This window comes from Lysobacter sp. Root667, from assembly GCF_001427715.1.
Taxonomy (GTDB): domain Bacteria; phylum Pseudomonadota; class Gammaproteobacteria; order Xanthomonadales; family Xanthomonadaceae; genus Lysobacter.
In genome coordinates this window covers 548,347-569,816 of the sequence record NZ_LMHF01000013.1, presented here as the reverse complement: position 1 = coordinate 569,816, position 21,470 = coordinate 548,347, and the positions used below count along the sequence as shown (strand labels likewise).

At 68.3% G+C, this 21,470-nt stretch carries 12 protein-coding genes; 6 read left to right on the top strand and 6 right to left on the bottom strand.

Annotated elements, in window-relative coordinates:
• Window positions 1-32: 32 nt before the first annotated feature.
• On the top strand, window positions 33-197 hold the full coding sequence (locus ASD78_RS20195; protein WP_082559598.1) for a DUF1328 domain-containing protein: 165 nt from the start codon (window positions 33-35) through the stop codon (window positions 195-197).
• A 170-nt stretch (window positions 198-367) separates the two neighbouring features.
• On the opposite strand, the gene paoC is transcribed toward ASD78_RS20195, so the two are convergent.
• From paoC to paoA, 3 genes are read right to left on the bottom strand one after another with little or no spacing between them, the layout of a single operon-like run.
• A complete protein-coding gene (gene paoC / locus ASD78_RS15325; RefSeq protein ID WP_056102878.1) occupies window positions 368-2,560 on the bottom strand; it encodes an aldehyde oxidoreductase molybdenum-binding subunit PaoC in 2,193 nt (730 codons plus the stop codon).
• Window positions 2,557-3,513 (bottom strand): xanthine dehydrogenase family protein subunit M, encoded by a 957-nt coding sequence (locus ASD78_RS15320; protein WP_056102875.1) that lies wholly within the window; start codon window positions 3,511-3,513, stop codon window positions 2,557-2,559. Before ASD78_RS15320 ends, paoC begins: the two co-directional genes overlap by 4 nt.
• Entirely contained in the window at window positions 3,510-4,166 is a 657-nt protein-coding gene (paoA, locus tag ASD78_RS15315) for an aldehyde dehydrogenase iron-sulfur subunit PaoA (RefSeq protein WP_056102872.1), read from the bottom strand. The genes ASD78_RS15320 and paoA overlap by 4 nt, the downstream gene beginning before the upstream one ends.
• 488 nt (window positions 4,167-4,654) lie before the next feature.
• Here paoA and ASD78_RS15310 point away from each other — a divergent pair, with 488 nt between their 5' ends.
• The 4 genes from ASD78_RS15310 to ASD78_RS15295 all read left to right on the top strand — a co-directional run bounded on the left by ASD78_RS15310 (window position 4,655) and on the right by ASD78_RS15295 (window position 9,460).
• Window positions 4,655-5,743: an SGNH/GDSL hydrolase family protein gene (locus tag ASD78_RS15310; RefSeq protein ID WP_055901734.1), complete on the top strand. Its 1,089-nt coding sequence runs from the start codon at window positions 4,655-4,657 to the stop codon at window positions 5,741-5,743.
• Window positions 5,744-5,770: 27 nt separating this feature from the next.
• Window positions 5,771-6,445, top strand: coding sequence for a hypothetical protein (locus ASD78_RS15305; protein ID WP_156087788.1), 675 nt, complete (start codon window positions 5,771-5,773; stop codon window positions 6,443-6,445).
• Between the two features lie 24 nt (window positions 6,446-6,469).
• The gene (gene lnt / locus ASD78_RS15300) at window positions 6,470-8,935 is read left to right on the top strand and encodes an apolipoprotein N-acyltransferase (RefSeq protein ID WP_056102866.1); all 2,466 of its coding nucleotides are present in this window, start codon (window positions 6,470-6,472) and stop codon (window positions 8,933-8,935) included.
• A 195-nt stretch (window positions 8,936-9,130) separates the two neighbouring features.
• Window positions 9,131-9,460 (top strand): hypothetical protein, encoded by a 330-nt coding sequence (locus ASD78_RS15295; protein ID WP_056306689.1) that lies wholly within the window; start codon window positions 9,131-9,133, stop codon window positions 9,458-9,460.
• A 180-nt stretch (window positions 9,461-9,640) separates the two neighbouring features.
• On the opposite strand, the gene ASD78_RS15290 is transcribed toward ASD78_RS15295, so the two are convergent.
• Entirely contained in the window at window positions 9,641-9,913 is a 273-nt protein-coding gene (locus ASD78_RS15290; protein ID WP_156087787.1) for a hypothetical protein, read from the bottom strand.
• Complete coding sequence (locus ASD78_RS15285) at window positions 9,910-18,474, bottom strand: glycoside hydrolase family 94 protein (RefSeq protein ID WP_056102992.1); 8,565 nt, start codon at window positions 18,472-18,474, stop codon at window positions 9,910-9,912. The genes ASD78_RS15290 and ASD78_RS15285 overlap by 4 nt, the downstream gene beginning before the upstream one ends.
• 266 nt (window positions 18,475-18,740) lie before the next feature.
• Between ASD78_RS15285 and ASD78_RS15280 the strand changes: the two genes are divergently transcribed.
• Window positions 18,741-19,055, top strand: coding sequence for a hypothetical protein (locus tag ASD78_RS15280; protein WP_056102862.1), 315 nt, complete (start codon window positions 18,741-18,743; stop codon window positions 19,053-19,055).
• 165 nt (window positions 19,056-19,220) lie between these two features.
• On the opposite strand, the gene ASD78_RS15275 is transcribed toward ASD78_RS15280, so the two are convergent.
• The gene (locus tag ASD78_RS15275; RefSeq protein WP_056102859.1) at window positions 19,221-21,335 is read right to left on the bottom strand and encodes a catalase; all 2,115 of its coding nucleotides are present in this window, start codon (window positions 21,333-21,335) and stop codon (window positions 19,221-19,223) included.
• Window positions 21,336-21,470: the final 135 nt, after the last annotated feature.

Genomic DNA, 21,470 nt, shown 5'->3' with positions numbered 1-21,470 from the left:
CGATGGATCACCGGTCCAATGAGGATACCGCCATGCTCAATTACGCCCTGGTCTTCCTGGTCATCGCCTTGATCGCCGGCGTGCTCGGATTCACCGGCATCGCCGGAGCGGCCACCCAGATCGCCTGGATTCTGTTCGTGGTGTTCCTGGTGCTGGCGGCGATCTCCTTCTTCCGCGGCCGAGGACGCGCGGCCTAGCGCGTCCTCGAGCGCTGCCCTTGGCAGCAGCGGAGAAATCGATCCATCCCGTCGTTCGATGGGCTGGGTCCGCAGTTCCCGCGCAATAGCGGCCCGGCGAGCGTCGTGCCGGGCCGCGACGGCGAGGTCGCGCGGGCCAGGGCGGCGGCTGCCGGGCGGCGCCGCCGCGATCACGCCGGGAGGTGATCGAGCAGCTTGTCCAGCGTGATCGGGTAGTGGCGGACGCGGAAGCCGGTCGCGTTGTGGATGGCGTTCGCCACCGCCGCGCCGACGCCGCAGATGCCCAGTTCGCCGACGCCCTTGGCTTTCATCGGCGAGGAGATCGGGTCGGTCTCGTCGAGGAAGATCACGTCCTGATGCGGGATGTCGGCGTGCACGGGTACTTCGTAGCTGGCCAGGTCGTGGTTGACGAAATAGCCCAGCCGCTTGTCTATCGCCAGCTCTTCCATCAGCGCCGCGCCCACGCCCATGGTCATCGCGCCGATGACCTGGCTGCGCGCCGATTTCGGGTTGAGGATGCGGCCGGCCGCACACACCGCCAGCATGCGGCGCACCCGGACCTCGCCGGTGGCCGCGTCCACGCCGACTTCGCAGAAGTGCGCTCCGAAGGTGGATTGCTGGAATTTCTTGTCCAGGTCGCCGTACTCGATGGCGTCCTCCGCCACCAGTTCGCCGTCCTTCGCTGCGTCCGCCAGTGCGGCCTGGCGTGTTCCGTCGCGCACGCGGCCGTCGGAGAATTCGGCAGTGGCGGCGTCGAAGCCGAGCTTGTGCGCCACGGCCTCGCGCAACTTGATGCAGGCTGCGTACACGCCGGAAGTGGAGTTGTTCGCGCCCCATTGCCCGCCGGACCCGCACGAGACCGGGAAGGCGGAATCGCCCAGGCGCACGGCCACGCGCTGCAGCGGCACGCCCATCATCTCGGCGGCGGTCTGGGCGATGATCGTGTAGGTGCCGGTGCCGATATCGGTCATGTCGGTTTCGACGGTGACGGTGCCTTTGTCGTCCAGGCGCACGCGGGCGGCGGACCGGGTGAGCAGGTTGTTGCGGAACGCGGCGGCCACGCCCATGCCCACCAGCCAGCGCCCGTCGCGGACGCTGCCGGGTTTCGCCGAGCGTTTGTTCCAGCCGAAGCGTTCGGCGCCGGTACGCAGGCATTCGACCAGGCGCCGCTGCGAGAACGGGCGCTGCGGATGCTCCGGGTCGACCTGGGTGTCGTTGAGGATGCGGAACTCCACCGGGTCCATGCCCAGTTTTTCGGCCATCTCGTCCATCGCCGCTTCCAACACCATCAGGCCGGGAGCTTCGCCGGGCGCGCGCATCGCGTTGCCTTCGGGCAGGTCCAGCGTGGCCAGCCGCATGCGGGTCATGCGGTTCGCGCCGGCGTAGAGCAGGCGGGTCTGCTGCACGGCCACTTCGAGGCCGCCGCCCGGCAGATCGCCGGACCAGCTTTCATGGCCGATGGCGGTGATCTTGCCGTCCCGGCCGGCGCCCAGGCGAACGCGTTGGATGGTCGCCGGCCGATGGGTGGTGTTGTTGATCATCAACGGGCGCTGCAGCGCCACCTTGACCGGCCGCCGCGCCGCGCGGGCGCCCAGTGCCGCCAGCAGCGCGTCGGCGCGCAGGAACAATTTGCCGCCGAAGCCGCCGCCGATATAGGGCGACACCAGGCGCACGTTCTTCTTCGGTATGCCCAAGGTGGCGGACAGATCGCCGACGCCCCAGTCGATCATCTGGTTGGAGGTCCAAACGGTGAGCTGGTCGCCGTCCCACGCGGCGATGGAGGCGTGCGGCTCCATCATGGCGTGCGATTCGTCCGGCGTGGTGTAGGTGCCGTCGAACTGGACCGGCGCCGCTTCGAACGCCGTCGCGAAGTCGCCGGCGTCGCTGTCGGGCTTTTCGTTCTTCGGTGCGATCGCGCCGGCCTTGGCTTTCTCCAGGTCGTAGGCGCCCTTGGCGCGCACATAGTCCACCCGGATCGTCTGCGCGGCGGCGCGCGCCTGCTCGAAGGTCTCGGCGACGACCACCGCCACGGCCTGGTGGTAGTGCTGGATGTCCGGCCCGCCCAGCAGCTTGGCGGTATTGAACTTGCCCTTGCCGAGCTTGCCAGCGCTCTTCGCCGTCACCACCGCCAGCACCCCGGGCGCCTTGCGTGCGGCGCTATCGTCGAGGAGGGCGATCCGGCCCTTGGCGATGCCGGCGCCGACCACGTAGCCGTAGGCCTGGTTGGGCACGACGTCGTGGCGCTCGTAGGCGTAGGGAGCGGTTCCGGTGGTCTTGAGCGGGCCGTCGATGCGATCGGTAGCCTTGCCGATCACCTTGCCCTGGTCGATCGGATTGGTGGTCGCGGGCTGGTCGAACTTCATGCGGACCTCCCTGCGTCGACCAGCACGGCGGCGATCGTGCGTTCGACCAGCGGCTGCTTGAAGGCGTTGTCGTGGGTGGTGCGCGCGCCATCCAGCAGCGCCGCGGCGACCGCCTTGGCGCCCTGCGGCATGGCTGCGTCAGCGGCGTCCACGCGCCACGGTTTGTGCGCCACGCCGCCCAGCGCGACCCGGCCGCTGCCGTCGCGCTGGACGATGGCCGCCACCGACACCAGCGCGAAGGCGTACGACGCGCGGTCGCGCACCTTGCGATAGATCTGCCGGCCGCCGACCGGTTTGGGCAGGGTGACCGCGGTGATCAGCTCTGCGGGCTTCAGATTGTGCTCGATCTGCGGCGTGTCGCCGGGCAGGCGGTGCAGGTCGGCGATGGGGATGCTGCGGGACTGGCCTTGCGAGTCCACGGTTTCCACGACGGCGTCGAGCACGCGCATGGCCACCGCCATGTCGCTGGGATGGGTGGCGATGCAGGCCTGGCTGGCGCCGACGATGGCGTTGTGGCGGCTGAAGCCTTCCAGGGCCGAACAGCCGCTGCCGGGACGGCGCTTGTTGCAAGGCTGGTGGGGGTCGTAGAAATACGGGCAGCGCGTGCGCTGCAGCAGGTTGCCTGCGGTCGTCGCGCGGTTGCGCAACTGTCCGGACGCGCCGGACAGCAGCGCCCGCGCGAGCACCGGGTAATCGCGGCGCACCTGGCGGTCGGCGGCCAGGTCGGTGTTGCGTACCAGCGCGCCGATCCGCAGCCCGCCGTCCCGGGTTTTGGCGATCGCGTCGAGCCCGATGCCGTTCACGTCGACCAGATGGGGCGGCGTCTCGATTTCCAGTTTCATCAGGTCCAGCAGGTTGGTGCCGCCGGCGATGAAGCGCGCACCCGGTGTGGCCGCCACGGCAGCCGCGGCTTCGGCCGGCGTGCGCGCGCGTTCGTAGGCGAAGGCCTTCATGACAGGCCTCCGGCCGCTTCGCCGATGGCCTCGACGATGTTGGAATAGGCGCCGCAGCGGCAGATGTTGCCGCTCATGCGTTCGCGCACCTCGGCGGCGGTGAGTCGTGGCTTCGCCTGCAGATTCTCGGTGACGTGGCTGGGGATGCCGGCCTTCACCTCATCGATCATCGCGACCGCCGAACAGATCTGTCCCGGCGTGCAGTACCCGCACTGGTAGCCGTCGTGCTTCACGAATGCCGCCTGCATCGGGTGCAGGAGTCCGGGTATGCCGAGCCCCTCAATGGTGGTGATGCGCGCGCCCTCGTGCATCACCGCCAGCGTCAGGCACGAGTTGATCCGGCGCCCGTCGACGATCACGGTGCAGGCGCCGCATTGCCCGTGGTCGCAACCCTTCTTGGTGCCGGTCAGGCGCAGGTGTTCGCGCAAGGCATCGAGCAGGGTGGTGCGCGTGTCGAGTTCGAGGCTGTGCCGCTTGCCGTTGACCTCGAAGCCGACCTTCGACATCACCGGTGGCTTGGTTTCCGCGGATGCGGTGGCCTCGTTGGCCAGGGTGGCGATCATGGGCAGGGTCGTGGCTGCGGCCGATACGGTGCCGGCGATCAATACCTGGCGTCGGCTTACCCGGGTCTTTAGCGGAGAGTCTTCTTCCATTGGCTACGTCCCCGATGGGCGGATGGCTATTGGAATACCGCAAGGGCTCGCTATTAACACAGGAATTGCTATGGCTACGTGATCTGGCTGCAAGGAGGGCGGATTCGGGCTTGCATGCGCGGGCATCGGGCAGGAACGTCTTGCGCTTGATGCGATTGGGCTTGCGGCTTGGTCGTTGCGGCTTGCGGACGCGAAGCTTCGCGTGTCGTCCGATCGCGTAGCGTCTGCGTCGATGTGCAGAGCCCTCAGCGGGAGCCATGGATTTCTCCCGCCCATGTGCGGAAACGTGATGCAGCCCATTGCGGCTGTTGCAGCGCACATTGCGCGACCCTGGACCGTACGCTAGCGTCTGGGGGCGATGGCGGGGGGAGGGATGCCCGAAGCTCGGGGCGTCCTCATCGTGAGTCGAGTTTCGCAGTCGGGTTTCGCGTTTTCTCATCGGACACCAGCCGGTGTCCGTGGCGCACCATCTCGAAGGGGAATTAAGGATGAAGACTCTGTTCCGCAATAGGGCGGGGCGGTGGCTCTCGGCTGTGGCGCTGCTCGCGCTCTCGGCCCCGGCCATGGCCAGCACGCTCAACCAGAATGTGTCGTGGACCATCGACCGGGCCGGGACCAGCACCAAGTACCGCGTCGTCGCCTATGGCGACTCGATCTTCGCCGGCTACAACGGCTCGATCAGCAATGCCGCGCGTTACTCGGCGCCGACCGTGGATGCCGAATACCTGTCGGCGCGCTGGAACGCCGACATCGAAAGCATCCGCCGCGCCAAATCCGGCGCCGTGGCCAGCGACGTCTACAACAACAAGATCGTCGCCGAGCGTTCCTACATGCAGGCCGCCTCCACCCGCGTGGTGAGCTTCGAGATGTGCGGCAACGACGGCCTGCAGGCGCGCTCGAGCTTCAAGTCGCAGACCGGTACCTGCGACTACAGCGGGCTGGATGCGGCGGTCAATTCCTGCAAGACCTACGTGGCGGCGGCGATGGATTACATCAACGTCAACGCCCACGCCAACACCAAGCTCAAGATCGTTTCCAACCTGTACTACCCCGGCTACAACGCCGACAACGTGCAGAGCTCGTGCCGCGACGCCAGCACCGGTCAGACCGTGAACCTGCGCGACCGCTTCCTGCCGGCGATGGCCAAGATGAACTACTGGATGTGCGAATACGCCCGCCAGAAGGGCTTCCAGTGCGCGGACAGCTTCGCCCAGTACATGGGCGCGGACTACGACAGCAACGGCGACGGTCAGATCGATTCCGACGCGCTGCGCTACGTGTCCGGAGAAAGCGAGGCCAGCTACATCACCCGCACCGCGGTGACGCTGCGTCCGACCTTGCGCGACGCCAACACCAAGTTCGTCTCGTCCTCCAGCTCGTTCGACTACATCCAGTCCGACGACACCCATCCGACCTACACCGGCGGCACGGTGTCGGCCGGCCTGTGGGGCGGCAGCACCGGCAGCGGCGCACCGCGCTACTCCAGCTTCAGCAATGGCCGCAGCCCGATCTGGAACCAGTACGGCCACGAGCGCATGGGTTGGGCGTTGTCGGTCTATCAGCCGGCCAATCCCTGACGTACGAGTCCGACGGAGCACAGAACCGTGGCCAAGCGCCGCCATCCGCAAGCCCCGTCGTCCCGAGCGGACGGCGAGGGCTTGCGTGTGATCCCGAAGACGCCCACTGCCCGCGGCAGGATGCTGCCGTGGGCGGTGCTGGTCGTCGTCGTGGTCGCTGCGGCGCTGGTGTGGTGGCTGCGGATGCCCGAACCTGCGCAGAAAACGAATGCCATCGCCGTCCAGGCGGGCGCGGATCGCGACGCGGCGGTAGCCCCGGTGAACGGTGGACCTTCATCCACGCGCGTCGCGCTGCAAGCCGCGTCGCCGCAGGAACCGCAGGCGATGCCGAGCAACGACCCCGACGATCTGGCCGCTTACTTCCAACCCGGCGATCCGGAACCCACCGGCGCGCAGGTGATCGAAGCCTTGCAGCAAGCCGGGGTCCGCACCGGCCTGGGCGCGTTCAACCCGCCCGGCACCAGCCCGCCGCTGCTCGGCCTGGCCGTGCCGGAAGGCTTCGAACTGCCCGAGGGCTATGTCCGCCACCATCAGGTCACCGACGAAGGTGTTCCGATCGAGCCGATCCTGATGTTCTCGCCCGACTTCACGCTGTACGACCGGCAGGGCCGGCCGATTGCGATGCCGCCCGACCGCGTCGTGCCGCCGGCGCTCGCGCCGCCCGGAATGCCGTTGCGGCAGATCCGCATTCCTCCGCGCTAAGACCGCGACCCGGAGTTCTTCGACTTGACCAAGGAACGGTTGTCTCCGTCCCGCTGGCGCAGCATCGCCGGCATCCTCGCCACCGCTGTCTTGCTCGGCCTGTACGCTCGCGGCGGCCCCGCCTGGGCACTGGGCTTCGTCGCGCTGGTGCCGTGGCTGCTGGTGCTCGACACCGACAGGACGATGCTGCGCGTGTCGGCGAACGCCGCGCTGATGAGCATCGCCTTCGTCGCGGCGGCGTTTCACTGGTTCGGTGCCGCGATCGGCGCCTACACCGGGGTCGGGGCGTCGACGGGGACGGTGGCGCTGCTAGTGTCGGCGCCGTTGTTGCAACCGCAATTCATCGCGTTCGCGCTGGTGCGCCAGTGGGCCGGGCGCCGTTACGGGCCGGTACTGCGCGCACTGGCCGCGGCCTGCGCATGGGTGGCCTGCGAGTGGCTGGCGCCCAAGCTGTTGGGCGACACGCTGGGGCATGGCTTGTTTTCGTCCGCGGTGCTGCGTCAGGTCGCCGACCTCGGCGGCGCGGCGGGCATCACCCTGTTGCTGCTGCTGGTCAACGAGGCGGTGGCCTTCGCCATAGAGCAGCGCGGCCGCGGCGCGCGCGCGCTGTTGCGGCCGCTGGCGCTGGCATCGGTCATCGTCGCGTGCATGGCCGGCTACGGCCTGGTGCGGCGAGCCGCCTTGCAGGCGCCGCCGGTCGACGACGCGCCGACGCTGCGCGTCGCCATGGTCCAGGCCAGCATCACCGACTATGAGCGGCTGCGCCGGGAAATGGGCGCGTACGCCGTGGTCCGGCACGTGCTCGACACGCATTACGCCTTGTCCTGGTCGGCGATCCGCGATCACGATGCGGACGTGCTGCTGTGGTCGGAAACCGTGTACCCCACCAGCTTCGGCAGCCCGCGCAGCGAGGACGGGGCAGCCTTGGACCGCGAGATTCAGGGCTTCGTCGATGCCGCGGGCGTGCCCCTGGTGTTCGGCACCTACGACCGGGACGGGCAGGGCGAATACAACGCGGCCGCCTTCCTCGAGCCCGGCAAGGGCATGCTCGGTGCCTATCGCAAGACCCATCCGTTTCCGCTGACCGAGTACGTGCCGGCCTGGCTGGATGGGCCTTGGTTGCGCCGCTGGCTGCCGTGGGCCGGCGGCTGGCGGCCGGGCGACGGCGCGCGCGTGCTGCCGTTGCGCAGCGCGGACGGGCGCGAGGTCAACGTCGTGCCGCTGATCTGCCTGGACGACGTGCACAGCGATCTGGCCATCGACGGCGCGCGGCTCGGCGCGCAGGCCATCGTCGGCATGTCCAACGACTCCTGGTTCACCGCCTATCCGGTCGGCGCCCGCCTGCACCTGGCGGTCGCCGCCTTCCGCAGCATCGAAACGCGGCTGCCGCAGGTGCGCGTCACCACCAACGGACTCAGCGCGATCATCGACGACACCGGCGAAGTGCTGGCGAGCACTTCGATGGGCGACCAGGCGGTGCTGACGGCCTTCGTTAGCGCCCGCGATCCATCGCCCACCTTGATGGTGCGCTGGGGCGATTGGGTAGGGCGCGCGGCTGCGGCGTTCCTGCTCGGCCTGGCGGCGCTGGCCGCGTGGCAAGCCTCGCGGCGCCGTGCAAAGCCCGTGCCGGAGGCGGAATCGACGGTCGAGGTCGTCGTGTTCACACCGTTCTGGCGTGCGCTGGCCGGCGCGCTGAGGCTGGGCGCGGGCGCGGGGCTGCTGTGGCTGGCCTTCGACATGCTGCTGCGCACAGGCTTGCAGATCCAGTCGCTGTCGCAGCTCGGGCTGTTCGCCGCCGCCGTGGTGGCGCCGCTCGTGGCCGCGTGGGCGATCGGGCGCGCGTTCGTCGCGCAAGCGCGCGTCGAGGGCCCGCTGTTGGTGCTGGAGCAACGCCGGCAGCGGATCGAAATGCCGGTGGCGTCGATCGCCGCGCTACGGCCCTGGCGCGTTCCATTGCCGCGCAGCGGCGTCGACGTGCGCCTGGCCGAAGGGCCGCGCTGGACGCGCTGCCTGGCGCTGACGCGCCCGAACGCATTGCAACGCATGTTGGCCGCGACCGGCGTGCCGCAGCGCTGGGAGGGCGGCCTCGCGCGCGGCTTGGCGGACCTGGCCCAGGCGCGCGCGGACGCACGCCGGCCCCGGTTGGACCATGCGCTGCTGAAGTTCGCCCTGTTCCCGTTGCTGCTGGCGCTGGTCGCCTTCCGTCTGCATCAGGTCATCGCCTTCGGCGGCAGCTTCGGCGAGTACTACAGCTATGGGCTCCGTGCCTACCTCAGCGGATTGCTGATCTGGTGGGCGTCGTGGTCGATCGGTCTGATGCTGTTCGCCGCGTTACTGCGAGTCGCGATCGAAACTGTCGTCGTGCTGGCCATGGCGCTGCGGTCCACGCACGCAGCCGCCCTGCGGGACGCGCTGGAATGGCTGGGCCGTCTGGCGTTCTATGTCGGCGTGCCGGCTTGGTTGGCCTTGCGCTTATTGGCTGCGGGATAAAGGCGGCGAGCGTAGGCAGCCGGGACATCGGAACACAGCGATACTCGGCGCGCTCAACCCTGATGGGCGGGTACTACTCGGCTCCATAGCGTCGGTGCAGGCACTGGTGCGGTTGCGGGCGCGATCGCAGGAGCGGCGATCGGCTCAGCCGCCGGACCCGCCGGCAGTGCGGTGGGAGCGGTAGTCGGTGGTGTGGTGGGCGCCAAGGCCGGTGATTCGATCGCGGAAGCGGTCAACCCGACCGAGTACGTCACCTATTTCCGCAACGAATACCGGAATTCCCCGACCTACATTTCGGGGCGCGAATGGAGCGATTACGAGCCGGCCTACAAGTACGGCTACGACACCTACGGAACGTATCGCGGCAGGAGCTTCGACTCCGTCGAGAGCGATCTGCAGCGCAAGTGGGATGAAACCCGCTCCGCATCGCGTCTGCCCTGGGACGAGGCCAGGCACGCCGTGCGCGAGGGTTGGCATTACATCGAGCGCGCGATGCCGGGCGACGCGGACAAAGACGGGCGCTAAGGACCCCGTTTCGGCAAGGCTCAGAAGGGCCGGAAAGCCATCGAGGCTTCCGGCCCTTTCGTGTTCTTGGGCCGCCGCGTTCCGGTAACTCGGTTCACGCCATTGAAAGCGCTGGGCTCGCCGTGGCGGTGCCTGCATGCGCTGTTGCGGCGCCCTCTGCCCGGAGCCTTGCGATGCGATTCATCGGCCGCCTGCGTTCGAGCTTGCAGGAGGAAAGGGCGGGGCGGTTTCGCGTTTCGATGGGTCCGCTTCGACTCCGTTTTCGACCAGCATGGCGTGCAGACGTTGCAGCACATGGACGCGGTCGTCCGCAGCGGCGTCGGTGAGGATTTCCTGGACGAGGGCGTCGAACTGCGGCCAGAACTGCGCGGGATGACGGAGTTTTTCCAGCCACAGCGGCAGCATCCGCGCCAGGCGGTCGAGTTCCGCATCCAATTGCGGCCTGGTCTTCATGCCGGCGAACGCGGCCAAAGCGCCTCGACCTGATGCACCGCGCCGTCGTCGATCAGCGCGAATTCGAACCCCGGCTGCTGCTCGCCGTCCAGGCTCAGCGTCGCGGTCCCCTCATCGTGCTGCTGGATGCGGATCGAGTACAGGCTGCTGCCATAGCGGTACTGCAACCGGTACTCGGGCCAGTCCGCGGGCAGGCAAGGCTGCAGCCGCATGCGATCGCCGCTGCGTTGCAGGCCCAGCAGGGATTCGGTCAGCAGCCGGTACATCCAGCCGGCCGAACCGGTGTACCAGGTCCATCCGCCGCGGCCCACGTGCGGCGCTACCCCATACACGTCGGCGGCCAGCACGTAAGGCTCCACCTTGTAGCGTGCGGCGTCGTCCGCGTTGCCTGCGTGGTGTATGGGGTTGATCATGCGCGCCAGCTCCCAGGCGCGCCTCGCATCGCCTTGCGCGGCGAACGCCATGGCCGCCCACACCGCGGCATGCGTGTACTGGCCGCCGTTCTCGCGCACACCCGGCACGTAACCGCGGATATAGCCCGGGTCCTTGGCGGTCTTGTCGAAGGGTGGATCCAGCAACTGGATCAGCCCGGCCTCGCGTCGCACCAGATACTGGTCCAAGGAATCCATGGCCTGCCGCGCACGCGCAGGATCGGCCGCGCCCGAGAGCACCGACCAGCTCTGCGAAATGGAGTCGATCCTGCATTCGTCGCTCTGGGTCGACCCCAGCGGCGTGCCGTCGTCGAACCAGGCGCGGCGATACCACTGTCCGTCCCAGGCGTGGGCTTCCAGGTTATCGCGCAGGCGCTGCGCCTGCTCGCGGCAATAGTCGGTGAAGATGTCGTCGCCGCGCGCCTGCGCCACATCCGCGAAACGCTGCAGGGCATCGAACAGGAAGAAGCCCAGCCATACGCTCTCGCCGCGACCGGCTTCGCCGACCCGGTTCATGCCGTCGTTCCAGTCGCCGGTTCCGATCAGCGGCAGGCCGCGTTCGCCCAGCAGATCGCAGCCGCGCCTCAGCGCCAGCACGCAGTGCTCGTAGAACGGCTGCTGCAGGTAGGACGCAACCGGCATGTCGTAGTAGGACTCTTCGTCGGGATTGACCGGGCGTCCCTCGATGAAGCGCACGTTCTCGTCGAGTACGCCGGTATCGCCGGTCACCGTCAGGTAGCGGCAGGCGGCCAGCGGCAGCCACAGATAGTCGTCCGAACAGCGGGTGCGGACGCCGCGGCCCTGAGGCGGATGCCACCAATGCAGCACATCGCCATGCGGGAACTGGTGCGCTGCGCAGAGCAGCAGGTGTTCCCGGGTCAACGCCGGCTTGGCGTGCACGGTCGCCATGGTGTCCTGCAGCTGGTCGCGGAAACCGAACGCGCCGCCTGACTGGTAGTAGCCGCTGCGCGCGACATAGCGGCAGGCCAGGGTCTGGTACAGCAACCAGCCGTTGGCGAGGGCGTCGACGCTGGGGTCCGGCGTCTTCACCCGTACGGTCGACAGCAGGGCATGCCAGTGGATGCGCACCGCGTCCAGCGCGTCGTGCGCGCGTTGCGTACCGCGCACCTGGGTCGCGAGTTTCAGCGCTTCGTTCTGGTCCTTGCCTATGCCCAGGCGGAACACCGTTTCCAGTTCCTCGCCGTCGGCCAGGTCGATCGGCACCTGAATGGCCGCGCAGGGGTCCAGGCCGACCCCGAGCCGGCCCGACAGGCGCTCGCGTCGCAAGGCCGCCGGCTCGCCCAGGCTGCCGTTGCGGCCCAGGAATTCGGTGCGGTCGGCGGTGTAACTGCAGCCGTCGGCATCGGTGTCGAAGAAGGCGACGCGTCCGCTGAACTCGGTGTTGTAGGGGTTGCGCGCGGTCAGCAGGCCGCTGTCGGCATGCAGTTCGCTGACCACGTGCATCTGCGATTTCACCCGCAGGTCGCCCAGTATCCATTCCACATAGCCGGTGACGGACAGGCGACGCGCGCGGCCGGACAGATTGCGCAGCTTCAATACCGAGAACTTGACCGCATCCTCGACGTCCACGTACACCCACAGTTCGCTGGCGATGCCGTCCTCGACATGCTCGTAGACGCTGTAGCCGAAACCGTGGCGGGTGCGGTAATCGCCATGCCCGCGACAGGGCAGGGGCATCGGCGACCAAATCTGTCCGCTGTCCTCGTCGCGCAGGTAGTAGGCCTCGCCGCCGCTGTCGGCGACCGGGTCGTTGTGCCACGGCGTCAGGCGGAACTCGTGCGCGTTCTCGAACCAGGTGTAGCCCGGAGAACTCTCACTGACCACCGTGCCGAGCTTGGCGTTGGCCATCACGTTGGACCAAGGCGCCGGCGTCGGTGCGCCCTCGCGCGAGACGATCACGTACTCGCGCCCGTCGGCGGAGAAGGCGCCGGTGCCGTTGTCGAACAGGAGCTCGTCGGCCACCGCATCGAACGGCCAGGCGTCGTCGGCCGCGTTGTCGATCCTGGGCGGTGGCAGTCCGTTCGCCGCGTTCGTGCCCGACGCATAGGACGGTATTTCCGGCGGGCCCTCGGGCAACAAGGCGGGCACCGGCCGTTCGGGCGGCACGTGTCGGCCGATCTGCGCGGCCAAAGTGCCGCGTTGGTCGCTGATGATCGCCCGTGCCACCGATTGCAGCAGGATGCGGTCTTCCTGCGAGATCTGCTGGGCCGGGCGCACGAAGATGCCGCCGGGCCGGTCCAGTATGTTGGCTTCCGGATCGGCCGAGATCATGCCCAGGATCTGGTCCTGCAACTGCTGCCGGTAGCCGGCCTTGCTCTCGTTCCAGATCACCAGGTCGGCGCGCAGGCCCTTGAGCCGCCAGTAGGCATGCGCCTGCACCATCTGCCGCACCAGTTCGATGTTGTCGGCATCGGAGATCTGCAGCAGCACGATCGGCAGGTCGCCGGAGATCGCATGCCCCCACAAGCCGGACTGGCCGCGCTGGTTCTGCAGCAGCACCTCGGGGTCGGCGCGCAGCAAAGGGTGCGCGTAGACGATCAGCCCGGCCAGGCGTTCGTACAGCTGGGCATCGGCCTGCGAGGCGTTGATCTGGCGCCGGACCACCTGGCTGTGGGTCCAGGCCAGGTCGAACACGCGATCGGCGAGGCGGCGGTCGCGGTACTTGTCGACCAATCCCGTGCAGGCTTCCCGGTCCGCGCCCACGCCGTAGACCATGTCGATCATCGCGGTCTGCTCCGGCGCCAGTTCGATCCGGCAACGGATCGCCACGATCGGGTCCAGCACCGAGCCCTGCGTGTCAGACAGGGCTTCATCGGCCGACAGCGCTCGCGGCGTGCGCGGGGTGTTGCCGCGGCCGAGGAAGCGCGCCCGATCGGTTTCGTAGGAAATCGCGCTGATGTCGGCGTCGTGCACGGCGACCAGATGGAACATCCACGGCGGCACCTCGTCGTGCGCGCGCGGCCGCCGCGTGCACAGCAGCGCCTGCTTCTGCCTCAGGATCTCCGATTGCACGAACAGGTTGCTGAAGGCCGGATGCAGCTCGTCGGCGATGGCCGGGGCCAGCACCACTTCGGCATAGGTGGTGATCTCGATCGTGCGGGTGCGCCGGCTACGGTTGCTCAGGCGCAGCCGGCGCAGCTCGATGTCGTCTTCGGCCGAGATGGCGATTTCCAGGTGGCTCTCGTAGCCGCGCTTGCGTCCGCGGAACTCGGCCTTGGCGTCGGAGAAGATCGCTTCGTAGTGTTCGATGGGTACGCCGGTCGGCTGCAGGGCGGCGGACCAGTATTCGCCGCTGCCGGCATCGCGCAGGTAGCAGAAGTTGCCCCAATGGTCGCGGGTGCCGTCCTCGCGCCAGCGCGTGACCGCCATGTCCTGTTGCCGGCTGTAGCCGCCGCCCGCGCTGGTCAGCAACCCGTGATAGCGTCCGTTGGACAGCAACTGCACGGACGGCCGCGTGGTCCCGGGATTGCGGAAGATGCGCAGCTGGGTTTCGGTCTCGCCGACCGTGGCGCGCGTGCCCAGGGTCTCGGCCTCGTGCGGATGGAACACGCCGGTGTGCGGGATGCGCTCCTGCAACAGCAGCAGCGTGGCCTGGAATTCGGCGTCGGCGACGAAGCGCCGCTGCATGGGCTGCTGGCGCAGCAGGTGGTCCAGGGACAGCAGCCCCATGCCCTGATGGTGGGCCATGAACGAACGCACCACCACGCATTCCTGGCCGTGCGGCACGCGCGTCGGGGTGTAGTCGATGGCTTCGTACAGGCCGAACTCGCCGCCGAAACCCAAGGCGGTCAGCCGCTGCAGGTTCTGGCAAGCGGCTTCGGGCGCCACCATCAGCGCCATCATGCTGGCGTAGGGCGCGATCACCAGATCCTGGCCCAGGCCGCGCTTGAGGCCGAGCCCCGGAACGCCGAACGCACGGTACTGGTAGTTCATGCGCGCATCGACCGTGTTGTAGCCGGACTCGGACACGCCCCAGGGCACCGAACGCTGGGCGCCGTGCACGATCTGCGCCTCCACCGCGTGGCGCGAGGTCTGATCGAGCAGGGTGTCCGGATAGCTGGGCATCACCAGTTGCGGCATCAGGTACTCGAACATCGAGCCGCTCCACGACAGCAGGGTCGCGTCGCCGTTGACTTCGGTCAGCAGCCGCCCCAGCGCGAACCAGCTGTCCTGCGGCAGCTGGCCCTGGGCGATGGCCACGAAACTGCACAGCCGCGCTTCCGATGCCAGCAGGTCGTAGTAGCCGGCGTCGAGCCGATGTTCGTCCAGGTTGTAGCCGATCGATAGCAGATTGCGCGGGCGGTCGTACAGGAAGTCGTACTCCATCAGCGAGAACTGCCCGGCGATATGGGCGAGGCGTTCGAGCTGGTGGACGCGTTCGCGTGCCCGGGTTTGCGCCTGCGTATCGGACGATTGCGTCTGCAGCTCGCGCAGGGTCGGGATGCGGTCGCCATAGGCCACGGCGGCGGGCGCGGCCGGGTCGGGGACGAAGAACTGCAGCTCGGCATGCGCGGACCGGCAGGCGTCGGCCAGCGCGGCGGCCCAACGGTTCGCTTTCGGGTCCTCGCTCGCCGGCCATACGGCCAGGATCCGGTCGGCGCGCACGACCAGATGCGCCAAGGTCCGTTCCGCATCGCGGACGTTGGCGGGCGCTTGCGCCAGTGCCGGGTCGAGCGTGGCGCGGAAGTCGCTCAGGGCCTGGCTCAGCGCGTCGTCGTCGTGGCCGGCGGCGCGGCGGACTTCTTGCAGCACGCCCAAGGTGTCGGCCAGGCCCGCGAAGGTGCTGGGCGCCAGCACCGGTGCATCGGCCAGGGCCAGCAGTCCCTGGCGCAGAGTCAGCAGATGGCCGGCCAGATTGCCGCTGTCGACCGTGGAAATGTAATGCGGCGGCAGCGGCTGCAGGGTTTCGGTGTCGTACCAGTTGTAGAAGTGCCCGCGGTGGCGCGGCAGGGTGTCGAGCGTGGCGAACACCAGGCGCGTGCGTTCCATCACGCCGCCCACCTGCAGATAGCCGAAATCGTAGGCCGACAGGTTGGCCAGCAGCGACAGGCCGATATTGGTCGGCGAGGTGCGGCGCGCGACCACCAGCGCGGGGTGCTCCTGCACGTTGTCCGGCGGCAGCCAATGATCTTCGGCGCGCACGTAGGTTTCGAAGAAGCCCCAGGTGCGGCGGGCCAACCGGCCCAGGAACGCCAATTGCGCGGCGGACAGGTCGGCGTCGCGCTGCGCGGGCGGATGGCCCAGCCAGGCCATCAGGGCCGGCGACAGCAGCCACAGGCCCAACAGGGGAATCGCCACCCACAGCGAGCGGGGTTGGGCGACGGCCAGCAGCGCCGCCACGGCCACGGCGAACAGCGGCGCGGCGGCCATGCCGCGCAACTCCGCGCTCATGCCGCTGCCGAGGTTGCGTTCCACTTCGCTGGACGGGTTCCACTGCAGCAAGTGGCGGCGACTGATCGCCAACCGCCACAAAGTGCGCGCGATCGCGCTCAGGCTCAGGAAGGCTTCGTAGGGCAGGCAGGCCAGACTGACCGCGGCGCGCAGCAATTGGCGCAGCGTGGATTTTCCGACCTGGACCAGGTGGGTTTCCAGCGGCATGTCCACGGGAACCACGAAGACGTCGCGCAGCACCGGCACCAGCACGGGCAGCAGCCACAGGCACAGCAGCCATGCCGTCCAGGCCAGCGGATGCGGCGAGAACAGCCAGCCCAGCAGCAACAGCGCCGTGGCCGCTGCCGGCACCAGGCTGCGGCGCAGGTTGTCCAGCAGCTTGCCGCGCGACAGCCACGACAAGGGATTGCGCTCGTAGCCGCCGCGCGCGCGCGGTACCCACGGCAGCAGCCAGGGCAGCAATTGCCAGTCGCCGCGTATCCAGCGGTAGCGCCGTTTCACATCGGCCGCGTAGCGCGACGGATAGTCCTCGAACAGGCGCACGTCGCTGACCAGTCCGGCGCGGGCGTAACAGCCTTCCAGCAGATCGTGGCTGAGGATGCGGTTGTCCGGGAAGCGATCGGCGAGCGCCGATTCGAACGCATCCACGTCGTAGATGCCTTTGCCGACGAAAGAACCCTCGCCGAACAGGTCCTGGTACACGTCCGATACGGTGCGGGTATACGGGTCGATGCCGGGCTCGCTGCCGAACATGCGCGCATAGCGCGTGCTGCGGCGTCCGCTCTGGCTGGTGCCGACGCTGGGTTGCAGGATGCCGTAACCGCGCACGACCCGGCGCCGGCGGCTATCGAAGCGGGCGCGGTTCAGCGGATGCGCCAGCGTGCCGACGAACTCGCGGGCCGCATCGCGCGGCAGGCGGGTGTCGGTATCCAGGGTGATCACGTAGCGCACCTGGCTCAGCACTTCGGTATTGCCGATCACCTGCAGGAACTCGTCGTGCGCTCCGCCGCGCAGCAGCCGGTTCAGCGCCGCCAGCTTGCCGCGCTTGCGCTCGTGGCCCATCCAGCGGCCCTCGCGCGGATTCCACTGACGTGGGCGATGGAACAGGAAGAACAGGTCGCCGCTTTCGGCGGCATAGCGGGCGTTGAGCTGCGCAATCTGTTGCCGGGCCCGCGTCAGCAGCGCCTCATCGCCGGGCAGCGTTTGCTGGTCGGCGTCCAGGAAATCGCTCAGCAAGGCGAAATGCAGGTGGCGGTCGCGATTGGCCAGGAAGCGCACTTCCAGCCCCTCCACCAGGCTGTCCACGCCCTCGACGCTGCCGAGCATGCAAGGCACCACGACCAGGGTGCGCGAATCGACCGGGATGCCTTTGGAGAAATCCATCCGCGGCAACGGCCGCGGCGCCATCAGCACGGTCGCGAGCCAGTTGACCAGGGCGATGCCCAGCTCGCTGAAGGCCAGCAACGCCAACGCCGCCAGCAGCCACAGCGGCACCTGTTGCCGCATGCCGGAGCTTTCCGACAACAGGCCCCAGGCGAACAGCCCGGCGATCGCGGCGATCGGCGCCAGGTAGACCGGCAGCGGGATACGCCGGAGACGCAAACGCACCGGCCGGTGCTTCGCATCCGACGCGGCCAGCGCCGCCCGCGTCTGCGCCACGCCGTCGTCGACCAGGTAATAGCCGACATGGGTCCGGTCGTCGTCGGCCGCGGTCGCCTTCGCTGCCGCCTGCGCCAGCTGCAGCACGATGTCCGTCACCTCCTGTTCGCTGGCGCCGCTCAGCCGCGCCATCTTCTCCACCACATGGCGGTAGCTGTCGCGGGTGTTGAAATCCATCAGGGCATACGTGCCGGCGGGGTCTTCGCGCAATCGGCGATCGACCACGCTCATGTTCTCGACGAACTCGCGCCAATCCATGTTGGCCAGGAAACGCAGACTGCCGATGCTGTTGCTGATCGACACCTGGTCGGCGGCCTGTTGCTGGCTTTCCAGGTGCACCAGCTCTTCGATGCTGCGGCCGCCGTCGGCGACCCATTGCTCCAGCCAGGTGATCGGCATCGAGAACACCGCCCCGCGGCCCTGCAGCCCGCGGGTCAGCTCGGACACGAACGCGCCCGACAAGGGCGGCCGGGAGCGCGCCATGTCGGCGACGATCAGCACCACGTTCTTGGGGTTCTCCGCGGCCGTCTCGTTCAGCAGATCGGCCCACTCGCTGGCCAGGCGGTGGTCGGCCGCGTCATGCATGACCCGTACCGCCATGCGCCGCAGGTTGTCGATCAACGCCAGCCGCAGCATGATCGGAATCGCCCACAGCTCGCCCAGCTTCAGCGGCGTGATCGATTGGTAGGCGGCGACGAAACGGCTGATGGTTTCCGCGTCGATGCGGCCGTCGCCGTGGGCGATGGCTTCCAGCGACAGGTCGTACACGCGCGGCAGGCCGGCGGAGGGGCCCTGCCGCAAGGAGGGCAGCTGGCGGCTATAGCCTTTGGGAAGGTGCCGGCGCGCGGTGTGGATCTGTTCTTCGATCAGGTAAAAGTTGTCCAGCAGCCACTCGCCGGCCGGAGTGATGCGCATCTCGTCCTGGACCATCCGGGTCAGGACCGTACTGGCATCGTCCAGCAGGCCTTCGTTCTCTTCCAGCCGGTCCAGCAGGCGTTCCGGGCCGGCGCGCGCATGCACGTGATGCGAGCGGGTCAGCGCCTTGCCGTGCGACTCCATCTGCTCGGCATTGAACAACTGCGAGCGCAACGGTTCTTCGGCTTGCAGCGTGCTCTGGCCGGCTGCGCGTCGCCAGCGCCACAAACGCCTGCGCAAGCGCAACCAACGGCTGAAGATCCTCCATAGCTGAGGCATCGGAGACTAAGGTAGGGGCGAGCGGCCGCCGGAAAGGCGATCTTTGCATTCGGCTCGGTAGAGCAAGGTGAAAGGCCGTCGCCGCCGCGCGCGCTTGGTGCAGGCCGAAATTGCTAAGATGCCCGACTCGGATGAACAATCGCGCGCCAACAACCATCAGCCAGCGCATAGACGCCCTGGTCGAGCAGATGCCAGAGCTGGTGGCCGACAACGTCGACGAAGCCGACTTCTGGGCGACTTACGTGCGCCTCTCCGGTCCGATCATTCGGGATGCGGCCGCGATCGGCGATGAGGCCTTGGAGCAGGCGAGTCTGAGGCTGGAGGACGTGCTGGCCCAGTACGGCAAGCTTGGACCCGCGATACCGAAGCCTTCGGACCCAAAGACGGTGCCGCTAGGGGAATGGTTGCGGCTGACCAGGAAGACCGCCAGGAAGCGCGCCTTCTAGCCGGGTCTTGCCGATCTTCGCCTGCGACCCGCGCCGTCCGCCTTTCGCATGGCGCTCCTGGCGCGCTTTCCCGTCGCCGATGCGAGGGGCGTGCCGATGAAGGCGACGCCCCATGATCGCCGCTTACAGCGGCTGCGGCGGGGGATGCCGACCTCGCACCTAGGCTCAGGCCAACGTCCGGACCTTGGCTTCGCGCGACCACAGACGGCCCTTGGCCGCAGCCACGAAGGAGCGCGCATCGCTGGCATCGACCACGCCCTCGTCGCGTACGATCCCGCCCGCATCCAATAGCCATTGACCGCCCTGGTCCACCGCGATCGCCTTGAGATGGCCGTAGGCGTCGCGCACGAAGTCGATCGCGGCGCCTTCCTTGGCCAGACGTTTCCCGGCTTTGTCCGCCAACACCACGGCGACCGCGTCGAACACCACCGATGGCGTGCCGGCGAGCTGACCGTCGGCCGGCTGCGGCTTGCCGTCGCTCAATTTGGCGCCGCCGATGCGCGGCGCCACGATCTTGACCCGTGCGCCGGCAGCCTCGACCGCCTTGCGCAAGGCCCGCACGGTGCCGGCATCGGAGCCGTCGTCGATCAGCAGGCCGACGCAGCGCCCCTGCAGGGTGGATTTCATCTTGCCGATGATCTGCAGCGGCGGGGAGACCGGCAGGTCCTTGGCCGCGACCGCAGCAGGCGGCGCCGCGGGCAGTGCGGCCAGGCCCAAACCATCGGCGACCCGACGGGCCAAGGCGCTGTCGATGTGACGCAGGTGGCCGACGATGGCCTCGCGCACGTGCGCGGTGCCGACCTTGGACAGTTCGAACACCAGCGCCGAGGCGATGTGCGCCTGCTCGTAAGGAGTCTGGCTACGGTAGAACTGCCGCGCCTGGCTGTAGTGGTCGGCGAAGCTTTCCGGCCGCACCCGACCCTTGGCGCCGTCGTCGGCGGGCACGGACGCGCTGCGGAATCCCGCTGGCGTTTCGCGCGGCGACTGCGGGTCCAGCGAACTGGGTTCGTAGTTGACGCGGCCGCGCGGCACCCGCATCTGCATGTGGCCATCGCGCTGCAGATTGGCGAACGGGCATTTGGGGGCGTTGATCGGCAACTGGTGGAAATTCGGCGAGCCCAGCCGCGAAAGCTGGGTGTCCAGATAGGAGAACAGACGGCCCTGTAGCAGCGGGTCGTTGGAGAAATCGATGCCGGGGACCACGTGCGAGGGGCAAAAGGCGACCTGTTCGGTCTCGGCGAAGAAGTTGTCCGGCCAGCGATCCAGGACCATGCGCCCGATCACCGTCAGCGGAACCAGTTCTTCGGGAATCAATTTGGTCGCGTCGAGGTGGTCGAACGGAAAGGCGTCGGCCTGTTCCTGAGTGAACAATTGCACCGCCAGCTCCCACCCGGGGTAGTCGCCGTTCTCGATCGCCTCGAACAGATCGCGGCGATGGAAGTCCGGGTCGGCGCCGGCCAGCTTGCAGGCCTCGTCCCAGAGCGTCGACTGCAGGCCCAGCTTGGGCCGCCAGTGGAACTTGACGAAGGTCGAGGCGCCCTTGGCGTTGAGCAGACGGAAGCTGTGCACGCCGAAGCCCTCGATCATGCGCAGCGAGCGCGGGATCGCGCGGTCCGACATCGCCCACATGATCATGTGCATGGCTTCGGGCGTGAGCGAGATGAAATCCCAGAACGTGTCGTGGGCGCTGGCGGCCTGGGGGAAGCCGCGGTCGGGTTCCATCTTCACCGAATGCACCACGTCCGGGAATTTCATCGCATCCTGGATGAAGAACACCGGGATGTTGTTGCCTACCAGATCCCAGTTGCCTTGCTGGGTGTAGAACTTGACCGCGAAGCCGCGCACGTCGCGCGGGGTGTCGATCGAACCGGCGCCGCCGGCCACCGTCGAGAAGCGGCAGAACACCGGCGTGCGTTCGCCCACCTCGGTCAGAATGCGCGCCGTGGTATAGCGGGCCAGCGATTTGCTCAGTTCGAAGTAGCCGTGCGCGCCCGAGCCGCGCGCATGCACGATGCGTTCGGGAATGCGCTCATGGTCGAAATGGGTGATCTTCTCGCGCAGGATGAAGTCTTCGAGCAGGCCCGGGCCGCGCGGCGTCGCGTGCAGCGAGTTCTGGTTGTCCGACAGGGGCAGGCCCTGGTTGGTCGTCAGCGGCGGATGTTTGCCGCCGGCAGGCTGGTGGAGCTCGTCGCCCTGACCGCGGCTGTCGCGGGTGGCGCCGCCAGTGCGGGTCGTGGAGCGTGTCGTGGAGCGGGGCGTAGCGGTTTTCTTGCTGGCCATGGCGAAACTCCGCAGCAGGATGAGCAGGGGCGGTCGACGCCGACCGGCCGATGCTGCATCGGATGCGGTGAACATCCTGTCGTGCGCTCCTGCGCGCGCATTCATCCGCGCTCGCTTGGAACTGCGCGTGCGGCT

What these genes read in the sequence shown, in the direction of transcription:
- ASD78_RS20195 (WP_082559598.1), top strand. Translation starts at nt 33, where the DNA reads ATGCTCAATTACGCCCTGGTCTTCCTGGTCATCGCCTTGATCGCCGGC.
- paoC (WP_056102878.1), bottom strand. Translation starts at nt 2,560, where the DNA reads ATGAAGTTCGACCAGCCCGCGACCACCAATCCGATCGACCAGGGCAAG.
- ASD78_RS15320 (WP_056102875.1), bottom strand. Translation starts at nt 3,513, where the DNA reads ATGAAGGCCTTCGCCTACGAACGCGCGCGCACGCCGGCCGAAGCCGCG.
- paoA (WP_056102872.1), bottom strand. Translation starts at nt 4,166, where the DNA reads ATGGAAGAAGACTCTCCGCTAAAGACCCGGGTAAGCCGACGCCAGGTA.
- ASD78_RS15310 (WP_055901734.1), top strand. Translation starts at nt 4,655, where the DNA reads ATGAAGACTCTGTTCCGCAATAGGGCGGGGCGGTGGCTCTCGGCTGTG.
- ASD78_RS15290 (WP_156087787.1), bottom strand. Translation starts at nt 9,913, where the DNA reads ATGAAGACCAGGCCGCAATTGGATGCGGAACTCGACCGCCTGGCGCGG.
- ASD78_RS15285 (WP_056102992.1), bottom strand. Translation starts at nt 18,474, where the DNA reads ATGGAGTCGCACGGCAAGGCGCTGACCCGCTCGCATCACGTGCATGCG.
- ASD78_RS15280 (WP_056102862.1), top strand. Translation starts at nt 18,741, where the DNA reads ATGAACAATCGCGCGCCAACAACCATCAGCCAGCGCATAGACGCCCTG.
- ASD78_RS15275 (WP_056102859.1), bottom strand. Translation starts at nt 21,335, where the DNA reads ATGGCCAGCAAGAAAACCGCTACGCCCCGCTCCACGACACGCTCCACG.